Genomic DNA, 17,533 nt, shown 5'->3' with positions numbered 1-17,533 from the left:
TATGGCAGATGAAAATCAAGATAAATCGGAAAGAACCGAAGACCCCACTCCGAGACGGTTGGAAGACGCAAGAAAAGACGGTAAAGTTCCCACTTCAAGAGAATTAGTAAGCTTCGCTATTTTCCTAAGTTCTACTTTGATGATTATTTTTCTAACGAAACCAATTTCCAGTAAATTTACTAATCTCATAAGCAGCTATTTAATTAATTTTCACTTGATCAACATTAATGAACTCATCATAAGATCAATAGCTCAAGATATTGTCTTTATATTCCTCATAATTGCAATAGTTCCACTGATACTTAATTCCGCTGTTGTTTTACTGACCTACTTTATTCAGCATAATGGTTTTGTTTTCTCAACTAAATCCATTGGTTTTGACTTAAGCAAAATCTCATTGTTGAAAGGGTTACAAAAGCTTTTCTCTTTACGATCAATTGTAGAGTTAATAAAAGGAGTAGTAAAAATTTCACTTGTTGGAGTGGCAGCTTATTTTGCAATTAGGAGCCAAATTAAAGATATGCAACTTGCATTTTTCTTAGATATTAACGGAATGATCGCTGTTGCCTTTAAAGCCGTAACTGCAATGATGCTGACAGTCTGCTCGGTGATGTTTTTAATCTCAATTGTTGATTTTTTATATCAAAGATTTGAATACATTAATGATTTAAAAATGAGTTTTAAAGATATAAAAGATGAGCAGAAACGTACTGATGGTGATCCAGAAATTAAATTCAAGCAAAAAACTAAACGGAAAGCTTTGCTGAAAAAATTCAGTACCAAGGATGCAGCTAAGGCTGATGTCATCATTACCAACCCTACACATTACTCAATTGCCTTAGAGTATAATCCTCAAGAAATGCCTGCACCAAAGGTCCTAGCAAAGGGTGCCGACTTAATGGCACTTAAAATCAGAGAAATTGCGAATCAATACTTTATACCCATAGTACAAAATCCTCCATTAGCAAGAGCTCTTTTTGATTCAACTGATATTGATGACTTTGTTCCTCTAGAACATTACAAAGCTGTTGCAGAAGTTATCTCTTATGTTATGAAGATTAGACCGAACAAAAAGTTACTAAAGGGTATTAAAGACTTAAAAAAATAATTAAATTAAAAATGCTGAGCTTCGAAAATCTCTCAATAATAAAAAATAATAAAAAACTGTTTAGCAATCTTGGATTAACAGTTTTCCCTGGCACACCTCTATGTATCCACGGCTCCAACGGAATTGGTAAAACCTCACTATTAAGAGCTATTGCAAGTTTTAGTCAATTTAATGGCACTATACACTATGAAGACTTTGATATAAAAAAAATAGCTGACGAATATAGTAAATTAGTCACCTATATTGGACATCATAATGCCGTAGATTCAGAGCTAACCGTAGTACAAAACTTAAATTTTTGGGCTAAGCTGAGAAACATGGAGCACGCTATAAACGCCAGTTTTGCTGTCTTTGATTTGGCAAGGCACGCTCATACAAAAATTTACCACTTATCGCAAGGACTTGCTAGAAAAGTCGAATTAACGAAACTACTTTTAACTCAAACAGTAATCTGGATTTTAGATGAACCATTTTCTAATTTGGATAAAGAAGGTAGCGAAAGATTGACAGAAATAATTCAAGTGCGTTGTATGAATAAGGGTATAGTAATTTTTACTGCACAAGAACCCTGTTCCAAAGATGGAGTAATAAATTTATCGTTAGAGGACTACAGATAATGTATAAAATAGAATTTCATCCTTCTAATAGAAAAACGTTTAAAGCGGTTTTATTACGACAGTTATCTTTATATTGGAACCAGAAATTTTTTCTTTTACAAAATCTTTCATTTTTTATAGTTTCGGTTCTGCTTTTCCACATCACTGCAAACACTATTAATTTTGAAATATACTTAGTCTTTTTGCTATTTAGCTTAACCCTCTCTTTTGATTCGCTGCTGATCAGTGATTATAATAAAAGAATCTTGGAACAATTCTTACTACTAGGAATTAACTTGGAAGTAATCCTTATAGCAAAAATTTTAGCACATGTAATTTTTGTAGGAGTGCCATTTATCTTTGTTATATTGCTCTTTGACTATTCAACTACTAACCTAATCCCAGAATTTACAACCTTTTTTGTACTGCTATTGGTGGTAACTAATATCTTATTAGTTAATTTATTTAGTTCTGCTTTATGCTTAATTTCAAAGCAAAACATGTTAGTAGTAATATTAGCTATTCCGTTTATAATTCCAACTATGATATTTGCTTCTTCCGCCATACACGAAGTTGTTTATATTAATATACTTACCTCTATTTTTTTATTGGAGCTACCAATCTTTTTAATATCAAGCGCAGCTATTATCAAAAGCGTTATCAGATACCAATAAAAACTTGTATTTATACAAAATAATGCTATTAATCACTCTCATTACATTAAGTATCCATTAATCATATTTTAAAATCGTGATAGACTTAATCATTATCTGCACTTACTTTCTAATCATTATTTTGATTGGGATTAGTAAGTCCTCAAGAACTGTAGTGGATATAAGCGACTTTGCTGTAGCGCAGAAATCTTTTCCTGTTTCTATCCTTATCTTTACGTCTCTAGCGACAAACTTTGGAGCTGGCTCAACAGTTGGCGACGCAGCTAAAATATATGGAGATGGGATAATTTTCCTATTTGGTATGTCGGGCTTTTTGATATTTTGCCTTATTATGATTTTTTTCTTAGCAAAATATTTTGATGATAGATTCACTAATATGATATCTCCAGGGGATATAATAAAATATTTTTATGGTCCAAAAGCAGAGTTTGCTGTTGGAATTTTAGGTCTCTTTGTCTCAATTTTTGTAGTGGCCGGACAAATCAAAGGGGTATCTGCTTTTGTGTCGCACTACTCCGGGTTAAATCAATATTATGTAACAATTACAGCAGGCTTAATGGTTGCCCTCTACACTGCAATTGGAGGAGTAAGAGCGGTAACGATTACTGATATCCTTCAATGGATTGTGATTATCATTACTTTACCAATTATAGTTTTTGTGGTTAGCCAAAAGGCTGGAGGATTTTTTGAAATATTTAAAAATCTTCCTAATGAAAAATTATTGATAGCTAGGCATCCAAAATTTTACGAATATCTTGCTTTATTCTTTGCTGGCTGCACGCCATTCTTATGGATGCACCCGCCACTTATACAACGCTATCTTATGGCTAAAAGTCCTAATGCTATCAAATCAATGTATTGGACTGAGTTTATTGCAAGACCTATCGTTATGATACTTATCACGATACTAGCATTTAGTTGTCTTAGAATATTGCCCGCAATTAATTCTTCTGAGCTTATACCAAATTTAATAAATGAGGTGCTAGGGGTTGGTTTTAGAGGCTTAATTGTTGCAATGATTTTAGCTGCCGGAATGTCAACAGCTGACTCTTATTTAAACGCTTCTTCTGTATTAGTCACCAAACATGTGATTGCAAAGTACTTTAATATCTCCAAACCCAAATCCCAAATTATGGGACTAAGATTTATGACAATAGCGCTTGCCATATTTGCAATGTTAGTGGCCTTTTCTGAAATAGAGATTGTACATATAGTAATGTACGGCTTTTGTTTTTGGGGGGTAGGGTTTTCTATACCTATGGTCATTGGATTACTTAAAATGCCAACCATACCTCTTATTTATTGGTCATCACTTACAGTTGGTATTTTATCCTTTTTTATCGCTATTTACTTATTGAAGTTACCTGGCCTTGCAGCTCCAACTATTGCAATACTCTCTGCTTGGCTAAGCTCAATTTTTATATTGATGCTTTACCGTAAAAATCAACTTAAGCCGAGCTTAAAATAAATACTGTACAGTTAAGTATATACTTGTTAACGTAATATACGTCGGTATCAGGTTCTGTAATATATACAATTATCAGTGGCAACAATTGACAACTCAGTAGTTATAAAGTAACATCCCTTTGGTTTGATTATTAAGTTTTAACAGCTATTAAAGGAATTTAAATATGGCAACACCATTAATGCCTAAGGCTACGGCAGTATGGCTAATACAAAACACCTCTCTCACTTTTAAACAGATATCCGATTTCTGTGGCTTACATCTTTTAGAAATCAAAGGCATAGCTGATGGAGATGTTGCGAAAGGAATTATCGGCTTAGATCCAATTGTTCAAGGACAGTTAACTCGAGAAGAGATTAAGCGCTGCGAAGCAAATCCGGCAGCCAATTTATCTTTATCTGAATCAGCTTTAAGGCTTATTCATGAGCAAAAGCAGAAGAGAATTTCTAAATATACTCCAGTTGCAAGGAGGCAAGATAAACCTGAAGCTATAGCCTGGCTACTTAAAAATTGCCCAGAATTAAGTGATGCTCAAATTGCTAAATTAGTTGGCTCAACAAAAACCACAGTACTTTCTATACGTGATAAGACTCATTGGAATATTGCTAACATACGCCCTAAGGACCCAGTATTACTTGGGATTTGCTCTCAAACAGAGCTTAATTTAGTATATAGTCATGCTAAAGCCCGAGCAGAATCCCTAAGAGACTCTAAGCTTGAGAATAAATAATTAGATTAAACATTTAATATAAATTATAATTTAGGCGTAACTTGAGAAAGCAGCTTTTGTTCATTGTGTATGCCTGATTTAATAAAAACAACCAAATCTATTATTCAATCTAAATTTGGGCTGTTTTTATCGGTTTATATCCAAGTGGCCTTGCTATTATTGGTGACTACCCTGTCTTCTTCAATAAATCCTTCTCTATTCAATAAAAATTACGTAGCTAATGAAATCCCAAATATAGATGAGCTCCCCTTCTCCCAGTTCTTTTTATTGATATTTTTAACCTTTTTAAATTTTGCTTATATAAGCACCTCTAATATATATGTAACCATTATAAATAAGGAAAGTTATAAGCTCAGCAACCAGTTATATTTTGTTTTTAAAAATATATTTAAAGTCATTTTACTACGTCTTAATATTTTCCTCATCTCTATTGCCGTTTGTGGATTCATATTTACTTTGATAAAACTGCTTAGTTCATCCTCTATTCTAGCTTTAATCAGTATATCTTTTATAGCGTTATTCTACTTAACTCCAATTCTGCTAATTGCTGATGTAGAGTTATTACTTAATAAATCCTCCGTTGTGCAATCAATAAATAAGAGTTTTTTATTTGTTAAAGAAAACTTAGCAAAGTGCATGAAGATCTCGACTATGGTTGCTGTTTTATATATATCATTAGCTTTTCTACAAAACTCAATCGTTTACATAGTGCTTTGTTGCTTGGCAAACACTTTTGTTAGCGTTCTGTTCACTATATTTTATGTACAAAACAAAAATAATTCTATTAATGATGAAATTTAGCTTGATTTTATCACTCTTAAGCTTTAACAATAAGCGCCAGATTGTTGTTTGATTTGGGCGGTTAGCTCAGTTGGTAGAGCATCTCGTTTACACCGAGGAGGTCGGCAGTTCGACCCTGTCATCGCCCACCATTTCATCTGTCTTTTTAGATGGGGGGTGTAGCTCGGTTGGTTGGAGCGCCGGCCTGTCACGCCGGAGGTCGCGGGTTCGAGCCCCGTCATCCCCGCCATACTCACTATCTTCTTCTTTAGCTTAAAGACCAAGAAGCTTGTTGACCAACTAGATGTGATTAACTATTTTGGCACATATTATTAAAAATGAATAATAAATGAAAAAAATAGGTATTATTGGGAGTTCAGGCCGTATGGGTCTGCTGCTCTCTCAAGCAATTAAAATGGATAACTTTTATCATCTTGGTAAGGATTATAATAAGGGCAGTAAATATAGACTCCAAGAAGTCTTTATAGATAACGATTTTATCATTGATTTTTCCTCTCTGGACTTAATAAAAGATATAATCTCTGAAGCCTTAAAGAACCCAAAACCAATTGCTATTTGCACTACTGGCTGGAAACAAAGTAACTTCAAAAAAGAATTAGAGGCTCTCGCAGAAAAAGTGCCTATAGTGGTTGCTTCAAACACTAGCTTGGGAGCAAATCTGCAACGATATTTAGTTTCATTGTTATCTAAAATGTTGGATGTAAGTTATGATATCGATATCACCGAGAAACATCATAGAAATAAGGTAGATATTCCGTCCGGTACCGCTACCTCGTTAGTTAACGAAATTAAAAAAGCTAAGAAAGAGAATTTTAATGTTGATTACAGCTCGAATTCTCTTAGCCATGGGCCAAGACCTGATAATTTTATTGGAGTACATATTGAAAGAAGCGGCAACTTACCCGGAGAACATGAGGTAGTATTTACAAGTAATAGCGAGCTAATTTCAGTAAAACACATCGCATTTGACTGCAAGTTATTTGCGCTTGGAGCAATAAGAATTATTAAATGGTTTGATCAGTATCAACCAAAACCTGGAATATATTCTATGAAAGATGTACTTGAACTCAACAGAGGCAAAAATGTTAAATAAATCTCTTTGGACTGCAATTGTCACCCCTTTCGGTGCAGCAGGCAAAAATATAGATTTTAAAAGCTTAGAAAAGCTTCTAAAATTGCAAGAGGCGGCGGGAAATGGCGTAATTTTACTGGGTAGCACCGGAGAAGGCCTTTCTCTTAATGATGAAGAAAGGCGCCAAATCATTGAATTTGCATTTAATCTAAAGCTCAAAATTCCACTTATGTCTGGAGTTCCAAGCCATAACTTTATTGCTGCTCTAGAATGGATAGAATTTTGTAATCAATTTCCATTAGCCGGTTACTTAATGACCACCCCAATCTATGCGAAACCTGGAATAATAGGGCAGACCCAATGGTTTGAGAAGTTACTACAAGCTTCAAATCATCAGTGCATGCTTTATAATATACCGAGTAGAGCCGGTATTAAACTCCATGTAGAGGCGGTAAGGAATTTAAGTACTAACAAAAAATTTGCCGCAATAAAGGACTCAAGCGGCACTGTTGATAGTTTAGTTGAATATAAAATGGCTGCACCTAATATTGCTATTTATTGTGGAGACGATTATCTGATGCCGGCGGCGTCTGCTGAATCTGCTGCGCAAGGGCTAATTTCTGTTGCATCCAATGTTTGGCTTACGGCTACCAATAAATACGTTCAGCTGTGTTTAGAAGGTGTACGCTTAGATTCAAAGTTATGGTGGCAAGCCTGTAAGGCATTATTTGCAGCAAGCAACCCTATTCCTGTTAAAGCATTGTTACACCACTTAGGAGTAATATCTCATGCAACTGTGCGCTTACCGCTTAGCCTTAATGACTTAAAGTCTATCGACGAACTCGCTTTAGTAAATCAATTAATTATTAACTGGGAAAAACAATATGCCTTATAAAGACTTTTTAGCTTCATTAGAGTCCGGCCAAACTCGGGTCGCTCAAAAAATTGGGACTGATTGGCAGGTTAATATCGAAGTAAAACAAAAAATTTTAGAGGTTTTTAAAAACACTAAAATAGTTGCAATGAATGGCTTCAGAGATAAAGAAGCACTCACTGCTAGAACATTTACTGAAGAAGACAACGTAAGAATGGTGCCAGGCGGAACATCAGTGAGGGCTGGTGCTCACATCGGAAAAAACGTGGTTATTATGCCCCCTTCGTACGTTAATATAGGGGCTTATGTTGATGAGCAATCTATGGTTGATAGCCATGTCTTGGTTGGATCCTGCGCACAAATTGGTAAAAGAGTACATTTATCAACTGCTGTACAGATAGGAGGAGTCTTGGAACCTATTGGTAACAGGCCAGTTATCGTGGAAGATGATTGCTTTGTAGGAGCTGGAGTTATACTAACAGAAGGCATCATCGTAAGAGAAAAAGCAGTTCTAGCACCGGGAGTTAAATTATCTGCTTCTGTTCCTATATACGACATAATAAATCAAACTATCATCAAGGGAGAAATTCCAGTAGGCGCGGTTGTTGTTCCAGGCACTAGGCCGATTTTGTCTAACAATTGGGCTAAAGAACAAAATCTCTCAATTGCATGCGCAGTCATTATAAAGCACAAAGACGAAAAAACTTCTAGCGCCACAGCATTGGAAAATATACTAAGGTAAGCATATAGTTCGTAATCTAAATATATTATAGCTCTAGTATTGTGATGTCACAGAAGGTGAAAAATAAACAATATATTTTCTTTAGCCATTAATTATAATGTTGGAAGTATGCCTACAGAGATAGGAGCCAGTAATCTTAACAATGATATGGTGAGCAGGATATAATAGTTTCTAATGCGGGTTCGAACACTATTTCTGTATTACCAGCGGGAAATGGTGGGGAGGGTTCATCTCTCACCTCTTATAGTGTAGGCTCTAGTCCCTATGGAGCGGCAATAGCAGACCTTAATAAAGGATGGCATTCAGGATGGTAACTACTCCTAATTGGGGTACAGCAACTGTTTCCGTATTACTTGGAAATGGTGATAGAACTTTTTAGCCCGCGATATATTACAATGTTGGCGCAACACCTATAGGTATAGCAACCGTTGAGTTAAATTACCCTGGAAAGCAAGATTTGATTGTTGCTAATTATAACGGAGCTACAATTTCTGTATTTCTTAGTATCCCAGCTCCTAGTATCCCAACTACAACAGCAGAGCCAAGCACCACGACTCCTTGCCCAGAGGTCGAGCGTCCGGTTTGTCCTGAAGTGAACTGTAGCACTACCGAAGTAACCACAACCGAAACGACAACCAGCACTACTACTTCAACTAGCGCTCCGTTAACCACTACTACTGCTCTCAACCACACCTTGTCCCATATTAACTTGTCTTTGGAGTTAAGCTGTGCGCCCAACATCAGAACCTTCTTCGACAATATTTACAACAGCAGAGCTAAGTGATATTGCAGATAGCTGTAATACTGATCATACTGGTGAAATCCGGTGGGGAGAGCAATCGGCAGTACTGTAACTATCTGTGTGCATCTGTTCTTGCGTACATATGGTTAATTAAGCACCGATATGCTGGCATGACAACTTCCTCACCAAATCCGCCTTCTTATTAGGTTGTAGTTCCTGCAGCACTTTCAATGACTGACATGGGCGAGTACTTGAACAGCTTAAACACGGCGACAAGTGCACTAAAAGCAAACCCTTGGGATTAAACTAGCTACGACATATAGAACTATATCACCTTTAAGAAAAGGCATTAATCTACAAAACAGGTTGACCTACTCTCTATTAAATATAATCTATTTATAAAGGGTTAACAATTAAGGAGATATTTAAATGCTGGATAGTGGCAATGATATTTATATAAATCCTAAAATATCAAATTACATACCTATTACTTGTCATTATGATCCTAATACCTTAATCACAAAAAATGGTGATTTAATACAGATTGTGGCTATTAGTGGATTCGAGCCTAATGATACAAACTTCAATAGTATCCCCTTAAGAGAAGTGATTAGAAGTTCAATAGCAAGTTACATAAAGGATAATAAGGTTGCGGTATATATTCATACCTTAAACAATTTCAGCAATATAGAAATTAAGGCAAATTTTTCTTCAGAATTCGCAAAAAATATTAATGACAAGTGGAGTGAGTTCAATCAATGGAGTAGCCAGTTACTTGCAACAGTGTATATATCAATTGTTATTCAAGGTGCTAAGAAGAGTCCTTTTAACCCTCAGCAATTACATGAAATCTTATTTTTTCATTTCTATAAAAAACATCACTTGAAAGAGCTTGAAGAAGCTAGGATCTTCTTAAGTGAAATTTCAAATAATATTATTAAATCAAGCAGTAGATTTGGCGCTAAATTACTTGGAATCAAGAAAGATAAGGAAAGTAATAAATATTATTCTGAACCACTTTCTTTTATCTATAATCTGATACATTTAAAGCAAAAAGATATAGAATTAGAACCATGCGATGCTTCAGAGCAATTAGCAAGTTTGAAAATTAACTACTATTTTAACAAAATAGAGTTAGAAGAGATGGAAGAAGAAAGTAATAAGACTTTCGTCGCTGTTTTTAGCTTTAAGCCCTTTCACGACTTGAGCATAGAGGACTGTACTGCGATTCTTGAACATAACTTTAAGTATATAATTAGCGAATCTGTTGTCTTTACTCCTAGAGCTATTGCAATAAAGGAAATAAAAAAACAAGCAAATTTCCTAGAGGCCGGAAGAAATGAGAGATTACTAGCGGCTTCCTATATAGATAAGCTAATTTCTGCAGAAATGGTTGGAAAAACTGATTATTGTGAAAGACAAATCAACCTAATTTTATATAGCCAAAGTGCAGAAGAATTGGATAACAGTATAGAAAAAATAATGCAAATTTTTGAAGATATAGGTATCCTTTTAGTAAGAGAAGATTTCTATATGCCGCTATGCTTTTGGTCCATCATCCCTGGCAATTTTCAATATAGCTTCAGAAAAAATTATAATCTAGCGAAATTCTCTTCCACCTTTGCCTTTGTACCAAGCACTTCTATGGGCTCTTATAATGGTAGTAAATGGGGGCCACCAGTTGCTTTATTTAAAAACAGAAAAAGGCTGCCTTACTATTTTAATTTCCATCAAAATGATAATGGTCATACTATGATAGTGGGCCCTGAAGAGAGCGGAAAAGAAATCCTACTAAAATTTTTACTTAGCAGTGCGGTTAGACTTAATCCCAGAATTATTTTTTTAGACTTAAAAGGAAACAATGAAAAGTTTATTAGTAAGTTAGGAGGCCAGAGTTTTAAGGTTTCTGCAAAAGATTCCCCCATCTTTAAAATCGGCTTTGGTGATGATGAGAAAACTTATACAAAGAATGTTTTTTGTTATCTAATTTTTGGTACGTTAACTGTTTCAGCGGCAGAAGAAAATGTCTTAAACAGCTTAATTAATCATATTGAAAATAAAACTAGCATTTATGAAGCTTTAAAAGAATTTGCAGTATCCTTGCCTGATGCCGTTATTAAAGAAAAAATCAATTATCTAAATGAAAATTTTATCAAAATTTTTGAGGGCCCAGATAGTTTAGAGGTCCTTAAGAACAATAAATATGTGGGTATAGATTTTTCTCTGTTAGAAAAAAAATATTCTACAGTTCTTTTAAGGTTATTAATCAGCAAGCTTCCTGAATTTTTAGATGATACTCCTACAATTATCGCTGTTAACAGTGATTTTCGAATTTTTGAAAAACAGGTTTTGGTTGAAAAATTGTTATCAAGTCTGGAAAAACTAAATGCCAAAAATGCAATTATAATTTTCACGTTTAATTATAACAAAGAACTTTATGATAACTTTCAATTCTTTGAAAAGGTTATTTATAATATTCCTACACGAATCTTCCTTCCAAATAAGCTAGCTGATAAATCTTTTAAAAAGACTTTTAAACTGTCTGAGGAGGATTTTTATAATATTAGAAATTACGCTCGTGGTAAACTAAGTTTTTTATTAAAGCAGTATAACAAATCTGTTAACATATTATTCGATTTAGAATCTATAAAAGAAATCAAAGAGGACTTAAGTTAATGGTAAACAGGGGTGCTTTATTATTTTTATTTTGTATTTTTTTTATAAACTCTTATACAGAAGCTAAAACAGATCTGTTATGTAAAGATTGGCTTAGCGGCAAATATGTAGGTTCAAAAAACGCTTTTGAATCTGACCCACCATCAGGGGATGCAACAAGGGAAACAAGTGAAGATGACGCTGGAGTGAAGGGTCAATGCAGAGACTTCTTTCCAACTTGGGGAGAAAGGATGAAATTGGAAAGGCTTAATACCGACCCATTTGAGACGCAATATCAAATGCAAAGACAATATTGCTGGGCAAGATGGATTTTGGATGGCGAGCAAAGATGTGGTGCACCAAAAATCTCTAAGTGGTGCCTTTTTATTCCTTGCGGCTTCTCTTGGGATCCGCCAGCTTATACGTGCTGGGGAGACACAGAAACTAAAATTGCGGATAGCAGCTTCAAGTCTGATGATGAATTCTCACTATTTGGTAGCTTTAATACAGTAGTACTAAAAAAAATACGGCCTCAGGAATTGTTTCCAGGCAACTTAAAAAACACTAGCAAACGAACCAAAATATGTGCGTATTTTAAAACTAACTTTTTGGGTTCTCTGTTTACCTCTAAAAAAAACTTAATTGGATGTGTTGACGAACCATTTAAGCCTATTCCCCCAACCTTCAATGTGGTTATGCCTGCAAATGCGGAACCTTATGTAGATCCAAAGCTTGATATAAAAACATTGTTAGCTAACGGAAGTCGCTTCGATCAGCCAGTAGCAATTGTTAAATTTGATGATCCTCAAAAGTTATCTCCTAGCCAATTATTTTTACGCTATAGATTTCCTGGGGATACTTCTAAATATGATACTGTAAACGTTGCAAATGCAGAGGCACCAGTTTGTGCAAAATTTCCTACTTATCCTATAACTTATTGCGCTAAGGTCGCCGACTCAAATCCTTCTCAAGTATGTGTTTGCGAGCAAGATGACTGCCCAGATAATATTTTTATTGGGTGCCTTCCAAGACCAACCCCGAAAGAATCTAATATCGCTATAATGGGGTCCTATACAACGCTCGCAAATCAACTTGGAAGTCAGCAACCAGCTGTTAATTTATTCTTATCCTATACGGACGGTAGTGGTAATGCTATAATTATAGATAAGGATAACGACGAAGTATACAAAAAAGTTAGCGATGAGAAGTATTATAAAAAAGATAAAGCTGGAAATGAAACAAACAACCCAGCAACCATGCCCTTGCAATATAAGAAATTACCTTTACCTGCTCCCCCGGTCACAATAAAAGAATACACCAAAGAAGTAGTACAAGACGATAGCGGCAATCAATCGGCTATTATTACACGAGGCAGTGGCTCTGTATACGGAATCAATTTTAGTACTATAATTCCTGAAATGGATTCCTCGGGCAATCCTAAAAAGATTAGCGTTAGAACCCCGCAAATGCGTTGGGAAATAGATGGGTGTGTTGCAACAACGCAAGAGATTTCAGGAGAATACCCTTCTTATTATGTACCAGCTGGTAACAGGTACAGAGACCAATGTTGTCCAAGTTCTATCACTGATGTTGCTGAACAAATGCAGCAGTGTACCTTACCCACTTATCAATCTAAATGCTTTGGGTCTGAGTTTTCTTCTCCACCTTGGAAGGACAAAGACAAAGCTGCTCCTAAACAAAATGAAGTGGCCGAAAGAGCAGCATGCCCTGGATCTTATGAAGGTCCGTTAACAAATCGTGATGGAAGCTTAAAGGATCCAAGTCATCCTGATAAAATTTGTATAACCAATGAGAGCGACTGGTTAGAAGCTCTGTCTCAACCTTATTGTATGGAAATGCCTATTTCATGCGATGAGGTGAAAATTCCAACCGAAAGAAGCGGCTATGCAATATGGCTTAAGCCTGATCCAAATAGCGATATTAAAAACGGTGCCGATCAAAATGGAAAATGCGATATAACATTTGGTTTTGATTATAGGCGAGATATAGAAATAAAACTAAACGATGATGTATCAACCCTAGCTGACGACGACCCAAACAAAATAACTGCCTTAACTGAGCTGAACAAAGCCCAAAGTGAGTTAACAAGATTAAAAGCAAAAGCGAGCGCAGAGAATAGAAATATTCAGCTAGCTGAATTCTCGATGGCTAATAGCATGGTAGTCGCTACAGATTCCATAACTAAAAATGGGGTCACCATATCAAGAACCGCTCCTCTTACGCCAAATAAAAAATGTATTGCAAACGTATATGGAACTAATGTTGTAAATCCTTGTGTTAAAGCTGACAGTTGTGTTGCAATTACTGCTGCATCTCCTGCAAATGGTAACGTTACTTTACCGTCGGCAACTGATAATTATAAAGCAGCCGCTAATAACAATGCTGCTGTTCCTAATTCCAGTAGTCTCAGTAGTCCTTTAACTGATCAAAGCCAAGTAGTCGGTAGTTGTGCTGCTCCTTATAAAGCGCCTGTTGATGACACAAATGCCCCTCTCACGCCGACAAGGCAGTGTCTAACAGATTACTATACGGTAGGAAATAAGATATATGTTTTAAGGCAAGTTTGGAGTGATGATATTCAAAATAGATGTGAAAAACCTGATAGTAATTAAAGATTTAGCTAACAACACTTAGAAATTAAAGAAGAAAAATAAATGTTCAGGTGATTATTTATTAAAAAATCTTCCAAGGTGCTACATTGTCACTCAGGCTTCTTCACTTGTACACTTTGCTATTAGAGTTATAGAGCTGGAAGCGGTATGGAAAGGGGCACAGAATTTTAGAAGCTTTCAAGAGTAATTAGCGGCCCTTTAGCCAAGGGCAGCGTCCTCCTTTTTCATGGAGCATACCCCCTTTTTTGTATCGCTTCAGCTAAATCTATTCATGCTGAGGAAGCCCTACATACTTACCCAACTCTCTTCATATTGAAGATGTATCCTTTAATTTTATAATGAGGTTTAACAAGCTATATATAATATAATAAGGCTATTGCTATTTTTATCTAAAATAAACATGAACAAATTCTCAGACTTAGCAATCAAAAATCGCCAGCACCTTAACCTCGTTGTTAACCTCAGTTTGACGTAAGGAGTAGGCCCGTGAGCCTATTTTTTCCATGAGATATATTGGGTTTGAAGACATAAGCCAAGAGCCCTGAGAAAAAGAGGTTTTGGCCAAAAAATTGTTTGGCGGGCGATGCCTTTAAAGACCTTATTACGGCTAATACATAAGTTATGACAAACCTTCCAGCTTTTTGTTGAGTCAACGTACCTGTTTGTTTCCCTTTGCAGCAATTCAGCAGAATGACCAACGGGATGACCGCGTCTCGCATCCAGCTCAACAAAGCGATTGTAGCTGATAAGCTTCGGCAATTCCTCTCTGAGAGAGGTTTGAACACAGTTTAGGTAAAAATCTTTGAATCCGGTAATGCCCTCAAATGAAACAAAACGAGGATCGTTATAACTTCGGAAAGCATCATCCCAGACTCTCGTTCCCTTTGTCTCTGCGAGTTTCTTAAGGATCTTTGGTACGTGAGTTGTCGCTTGCAAAAATCATCAATCAAACAAAATATTTCTACTAGGGAAACCACTTTCCTTATTTATCGTGAAATTGAGAAGAACTTAATGGTTATACAGCCTCTTTGAAGCCATATCAGATAATTTCTTTAAAACTTACCTCAAACTGGGGTTAACAAAAACACTGAGCAATCAAGGTATTGAGCTCGTCACCCACGGCTTAAGAAAAACATGAAAAACAAAACCCGCTTGCGGCTTTTAAACAACTGCTTCTTGCAGGGCGTGGATTGATTGAAACAGCCATCGGAGAATTGAAAGAGATTTGCCAAATCCAGCACAACACGGCATCGCTTGCCAAACAATTTCTTGGCAGACCTCCTCTCAGGGCTCTTGGCTTATGTCTTCAAACCCAATATATCTAATGGAAAATAGGCTCACGGGCCCTACTCCTTACGTCAAACTGAGGTTAATTTAAATGCGAACTGTGGAAAATGAGCGATCGAGCTGGCCAAATTTCAGCTATATGACTGTGAGGAGTCGGCTAAGTCATGAAATTTATAAGCTGATCCAAAACCTCTCTTAAGTATGCCTTAAGAATATAGGCTTTGCTTCCTTTATTGGAGCTTTTGGCTGTAATCTTGTACTCAAATCACTAAAATTTCTTTTTTCTATATTAAGTAAATCTAATAAGGCGCCTGCCGAGTCTGGTACAAAGGGCTGTAGCAGTATTGCAATTTTTCTAATAACTTCCAAGAGTACATATAGCACTGTGTTCATTCTTGTAAGATCAGTTTTCTTAAGTTGCCAGGGAGCATTTAAGTCAATATAAGAATTTGCGGCCTTAGATAAACCTACAATCGCTTCAATGGCTTCACTAATTTCCTGATTATCAATAAACTTTTGCATGTTAGCATGCACTTGCTCAGACAAAATAAGTAACTGCTGATCTTCTCGACTAAAAGCATCAAAAGCTGGAATTTTGCTATCACAATTTTTATTAACAAACGCAATCACTCTTTGTGCAAGATTACCGATATTATTAGCCAATTCCGCATTGGTTAATTGAACAAATTGGGATTCTGAATAATTTCCATCATTGCCAAATGGGATTGCCCTCATAAGAAAATATCTAACATAATCTAAACCAAATTTTTCCACCAATTTTAATGGATCGATTACATTACCTAAAGATTTCGATATTTTCACTCCTTCATTAGTCCACCAGCCATGAGCAAACACTCTTTTTGGTAATTCAAAACCAGCTGCCATCAAAAATGCCGGCCAGTATACCGCATGAAACCTCAAAATATCTTTACCGATTAAATGCAGATCACAGGGCAAAAATGTCTGAGCAGAATCAATTGCAGATAAATAATTAAAAAGCGCATCAAGCCAAACGTACATTACATGCTTTTCATCGCCAGGAACCGGAATTCCCCATCGAAACGTTGTTCTTGAGATAGAAAGGTCCTTCAAGCCTAATTTAACAAATGAGATTACCTCATTTTTTCGACTCTCAGGCGCTACAAAATTAGGGTTATCATTATAAAAATTAAGTAATTTTTCTTCAAAAGCTGATAATTTAAAAAAATAGCTTTCTTCTTCAACCCACTCAACCTCTGCTCCAGTTGGAGCCTTACCCTTAATTAATTCTGCCTCCTGATAAAACGCCTCATCACGGACCGCATACCAGCCACTATATTTAGCAAGATAGATATAACCTTTATCATATAAAGTTTGCCAAACTTTCTTCACAAATCTTATATGGCGCTCCTCTGTAGTCCTAATAAAATCATCGTTTGAGAGATTAAGCTGCTGCGATAGCTTTTGGAAATTAGCTGCAAAACTATCTACAAATTTTTGCGTTTCTATATTAGCTTTCTCTGCAGATTTCTGTATTTTTTGACCATGCTCATCAGTCCCTGTCAAAAAATGCACCTTAAAACCATCAAGCCTCTTAAATCTTGCAATCACATCCGCAGCAATTGAGGTATATGCATGGCCTATATGCGGAAAATCGTTCACATAATAAATGGGAGTAGTGATATAAAAATTTTTCATATAGTACTGATGGCTACTTTTTCATCGCCTTTTAAATGATTATCGGCCAAAAGTATACCTATTATGCTGAAAAATTTAAAAAGCTTCAAGGATGTATCTACCCTATCAGTGTTTGCAGCTAAGGTATTTTCACCAAAAAAATTAATAAAATTTAAGATTTTCGGCTTCTCTATATACTGCTTGTCTTTTATCTGATTCAATGCCTCTTGGGCTTTATTTACCAAATCTTCTGGTACCTCTGCTACTTTAAACTCCAGTAAAATTCCGTCATGCCGCTTATTTTTAGGAATAAACATCACATCATACCTACCAAATCCTGACTCCTGGTTGAATTGAATAATATAACTGTCTCTTAAGCCCACCACTAAACCTAAAATCAACATATGAAACACCCGTTCAGGTGTATGCTGATTAAAATCAAAATAACTGCCGGTTTGTATAATATAAGTAGATAAATACATCTTGAATTTATCCATA

16 protein-coding genes and 2 tRNA genes are annotated in these 17,533 nt (G+C 35.8%); 14 read left to right on the top strand and 4 right to left on the bottom strand.

The features are described 5' to 3' along the window. The first annotated feature begins 1 nt into the window (after nt 1). The 11 genes from flhB (at nt 2) to MIDI_RS01495 (ending at nt 8,062) form a co-directional block, all read left to right on the top strand. Nucleotides 2-1,108, top strand: a complete 1,107-nt coding sequence (flhB, locus tag MIDI_RS01545) for a flagellar biosynthesis protein FlhB (protein WP_013950833.1) — start codon at nt 2-4, stop codon at nt 1,106-1,108. Between the two features lie 11 nt (nt 1,109-1,119). Beyond that, complete coding sequence (ccmA, locus tag MIDI_RS01540; protein ID WP_013950832.1) at nt 1,120-1,725, top strand: heme ABC exporter ATP-binding protein CcmA; 606 nt, start codon at nt 1,120-1,122, stop codon at nt 1,723-1,725. After that, on the top strand, nt 1,725-2,378 hold the full coding sequence (locus MIDI_RS01535; RefSeq protein WP_041185357.1) for a heme exporter protein CcmB: 654 nt from the start codon (nt 1,725-1,727) through the stop codon (nt 2,376-2,378). Before ccmA ends, MIDI_RS01535 begins: the two co-directional genes overlap by 1 nt. Before the next feature lie 76 nt (nt 2,379-2,454). Beyond that, entirely contained in the window at nt 2,455-3,846 is a 1,392-nt protein-coding gene (locus tag MIDI_RS01530) for a sodium:solute symporter family protein (RefSeq protein ID WP_160162193.1), read from the top strand. Between the two features lie 178 nt (nt 3,847-4,024). After that, nucleotides 4,025-4,573: a cell cycle transcriptional regulator TrcR gene (locus tag MIDI_RS01525; protein ID WP_410517904.1), complete on the top strand. Its 549-nt coding sequence runs from the start codon at nt 4,025-4,027 to the stop codon at nt 4,571-4,573. A 69-nt stretch (nt 4,574-4,642) separates the two neighbouring features. Next, nucleotides 4,643-5,374: a hypothetical protein gene (locus MIDI_RS01520; protein ID WP_013950828.1), complete on the top strand. Its 732-nt coding sequence runs from the start codon at nt 4,643-4,645 to the stop codon at nt 5,372-5,374. Between the two features lie 55 nt (nt 5,375-5,429). Next, nucleotides 5,430-5,505, top strand: a tRNA-Val gene (locus MIDI_RS01515). 21 nt (nt 5,506-5,526) lie between these two features. Next, nucleotides 5,527-5,603 (top strand) — tRNA-Asp (locus MIDI_RS01510). A gap of 99 nt (nt 5,604-5,702) precedes the next feature. Next, nucleotides 5,703-6,467, top strand: coding sequence for a 4-hydroxy-tetrahydrodipicolinate reductase (gene dapB, locus MIDI_RS01505; protein ID WP_013950827.1), 765 nt, complete (start codon nt 5,703-5,705; stop codon nt 6,465-6,467). Further along, nucleotides 6,457-7,341 carry a 4-hydroxy-tetrahydrodipicolinate synthase gene (dapA, locus tag MIDI_RS01500; protein ID WP_013950826.1) on the top strand — a complete coding sequence of 295 codons (885 nt, stop codon included), beginning with the start codon at nt 6,457-6,459 and terminating at the stop codon, nt 7,339-7,341. Before dapB ends, dapA begins: the two co-directional genes overlap by 11 nt. Next, nucleotides 7,331-8,062 (top strand): 2,3,4,5-tetrahydropyridine-2,6-dicarboxylate N-succinyltransferase, encoded by a 732-nt coding sequence (locus tag MIDI_RS01495; RefSeq protein ID WP_013950825.1) that lies wholly within the window; start codon nt 7,331-7,333, stop codon nt 8,060-8,062. The genes dapA and MIDI_RS01495 overlap by 11 nt, the downstream gene beginning before the upstream one ends. Before the next feature lie 471 nt (nt 8,063-8,533). On the opposite strand, the gene MIDI_RS08420 is transcribed toward MIDI_RS01495, so the two are convergent. Further along, entirely contained in the window at nt 8,534-8,821 is a 288-nt protein-coding gene (locus MIDI_RS08420; protein ID WP_160162192.1) for a hypothetical protein, read from the bottom strand. Between the two features lie 412 nt (nt 8,822-9,233). On the opposite strand from MIDI_RS08420, the gene MIDI_RS01485 reads away from it, so the two are divergent. Further along, complete coding sequence (locus tag MIDI_RS01485) at nt 9,234-11,480, top strand: VirB4 family type IV secretion/conjugal transfer ATPase (RefSeq protein WP_013950823.1); 2,247 nt, start codon at nt 9,234-9,236, stop codon at nt 11,478-11,480. Beyond that, on the top strand, nt 11,480-14,092 hold the full coding sequence (locus MIDI_RS01480; protein WP_013950822.1) for a hypothetical protein: 2,613 nt from the start codon (nt 11,480-11,482) through the stop codon (nt 14,090-14,092). The genes MIDI_RS01485 and MIDI_RS01480 overlap by 1 nt, the downstream gene beginning before the upstream one ends. A gap of 492 nt (nt 14,093-14,584) precedes the next feature. Here MIDI_RS01480 and MIDI_RS08415 read toward each other — a convergent pair whose 3' ends face one another. Next, complete coding sequence (locus tag MIDI_RS08415; protein ID WP_041185355.1) at nt 14,585-15,028, bottom strand: hypothetical protein; 444 nt, start codon at nt 15,026-15,028, stop codon at nt 14,585-14,587. Between the two features lie 254 nt (nt 15,029-15,282). On the opposite strand from MIDI_RS08415, the gene MIDI_RS09655 reads away from it, so the two are divergent. Then, nucleotides 15,283-15,417, top strand: a complete 135-nt coding sequence (locus MIDI_RS09655; protein WP_272940944.1) for a hypothetical protein — start codon at nt 15,283-15,285, stop codon at nt 15,415-15,417. A 157-nt stretch (nt 15,418-15,574) separates the two neighbouring features. On the opposite strand, the gene metG is transcribed toward MIDI_RS09655, so the two are convergent. Together metG and MIDI_RS01465 are read right to left on the bottom strand one after the other, a co-directional pair. Further along, nucleotides 15,575-17,056: a methionine--tRNA ligase gene (metG, locus tag MIDI_RS01470; protein ID WP_013950820.1), complete on the bottom strand. Its 1,482-nt coding sequence runs from the start codon at nt 17,054-17,056 to the stop codon at nt 15,575-15,577. After that, entirely contained in the window at nt 17,053-17,517 is a 465-nt protein-coding gene (locus MIDI_RS01465; RefSeq protein WP_237697400.1) for a PD-(D/E)XK nuclease domain-containing protein, read from the bottom strand. The genes metG and MIDI_RS01465 overlap by 4 nt, the downstream gene beginning before the upstream one ends. Nucleotides 17,518-17,533 lie beyond the last annotated feature (16 nt).

The sequence above is a fragment of the Candidatus Midichloria mitochondrii IricVA genome (genome assembly GCF_000219355.1).
In the GTDB taxonomy this organism is placed as follows: Bacteria; Pseudomonadota; Alphaproteobacteria; order Rickettsiales; family Midichloriaceae; genus Midichloria; species Midichloria mitochondrii.
Note: the sequence above shows the minus strand (reverse complement) of the source record. Positions and strands in the feature narration are given on the sequence as shown.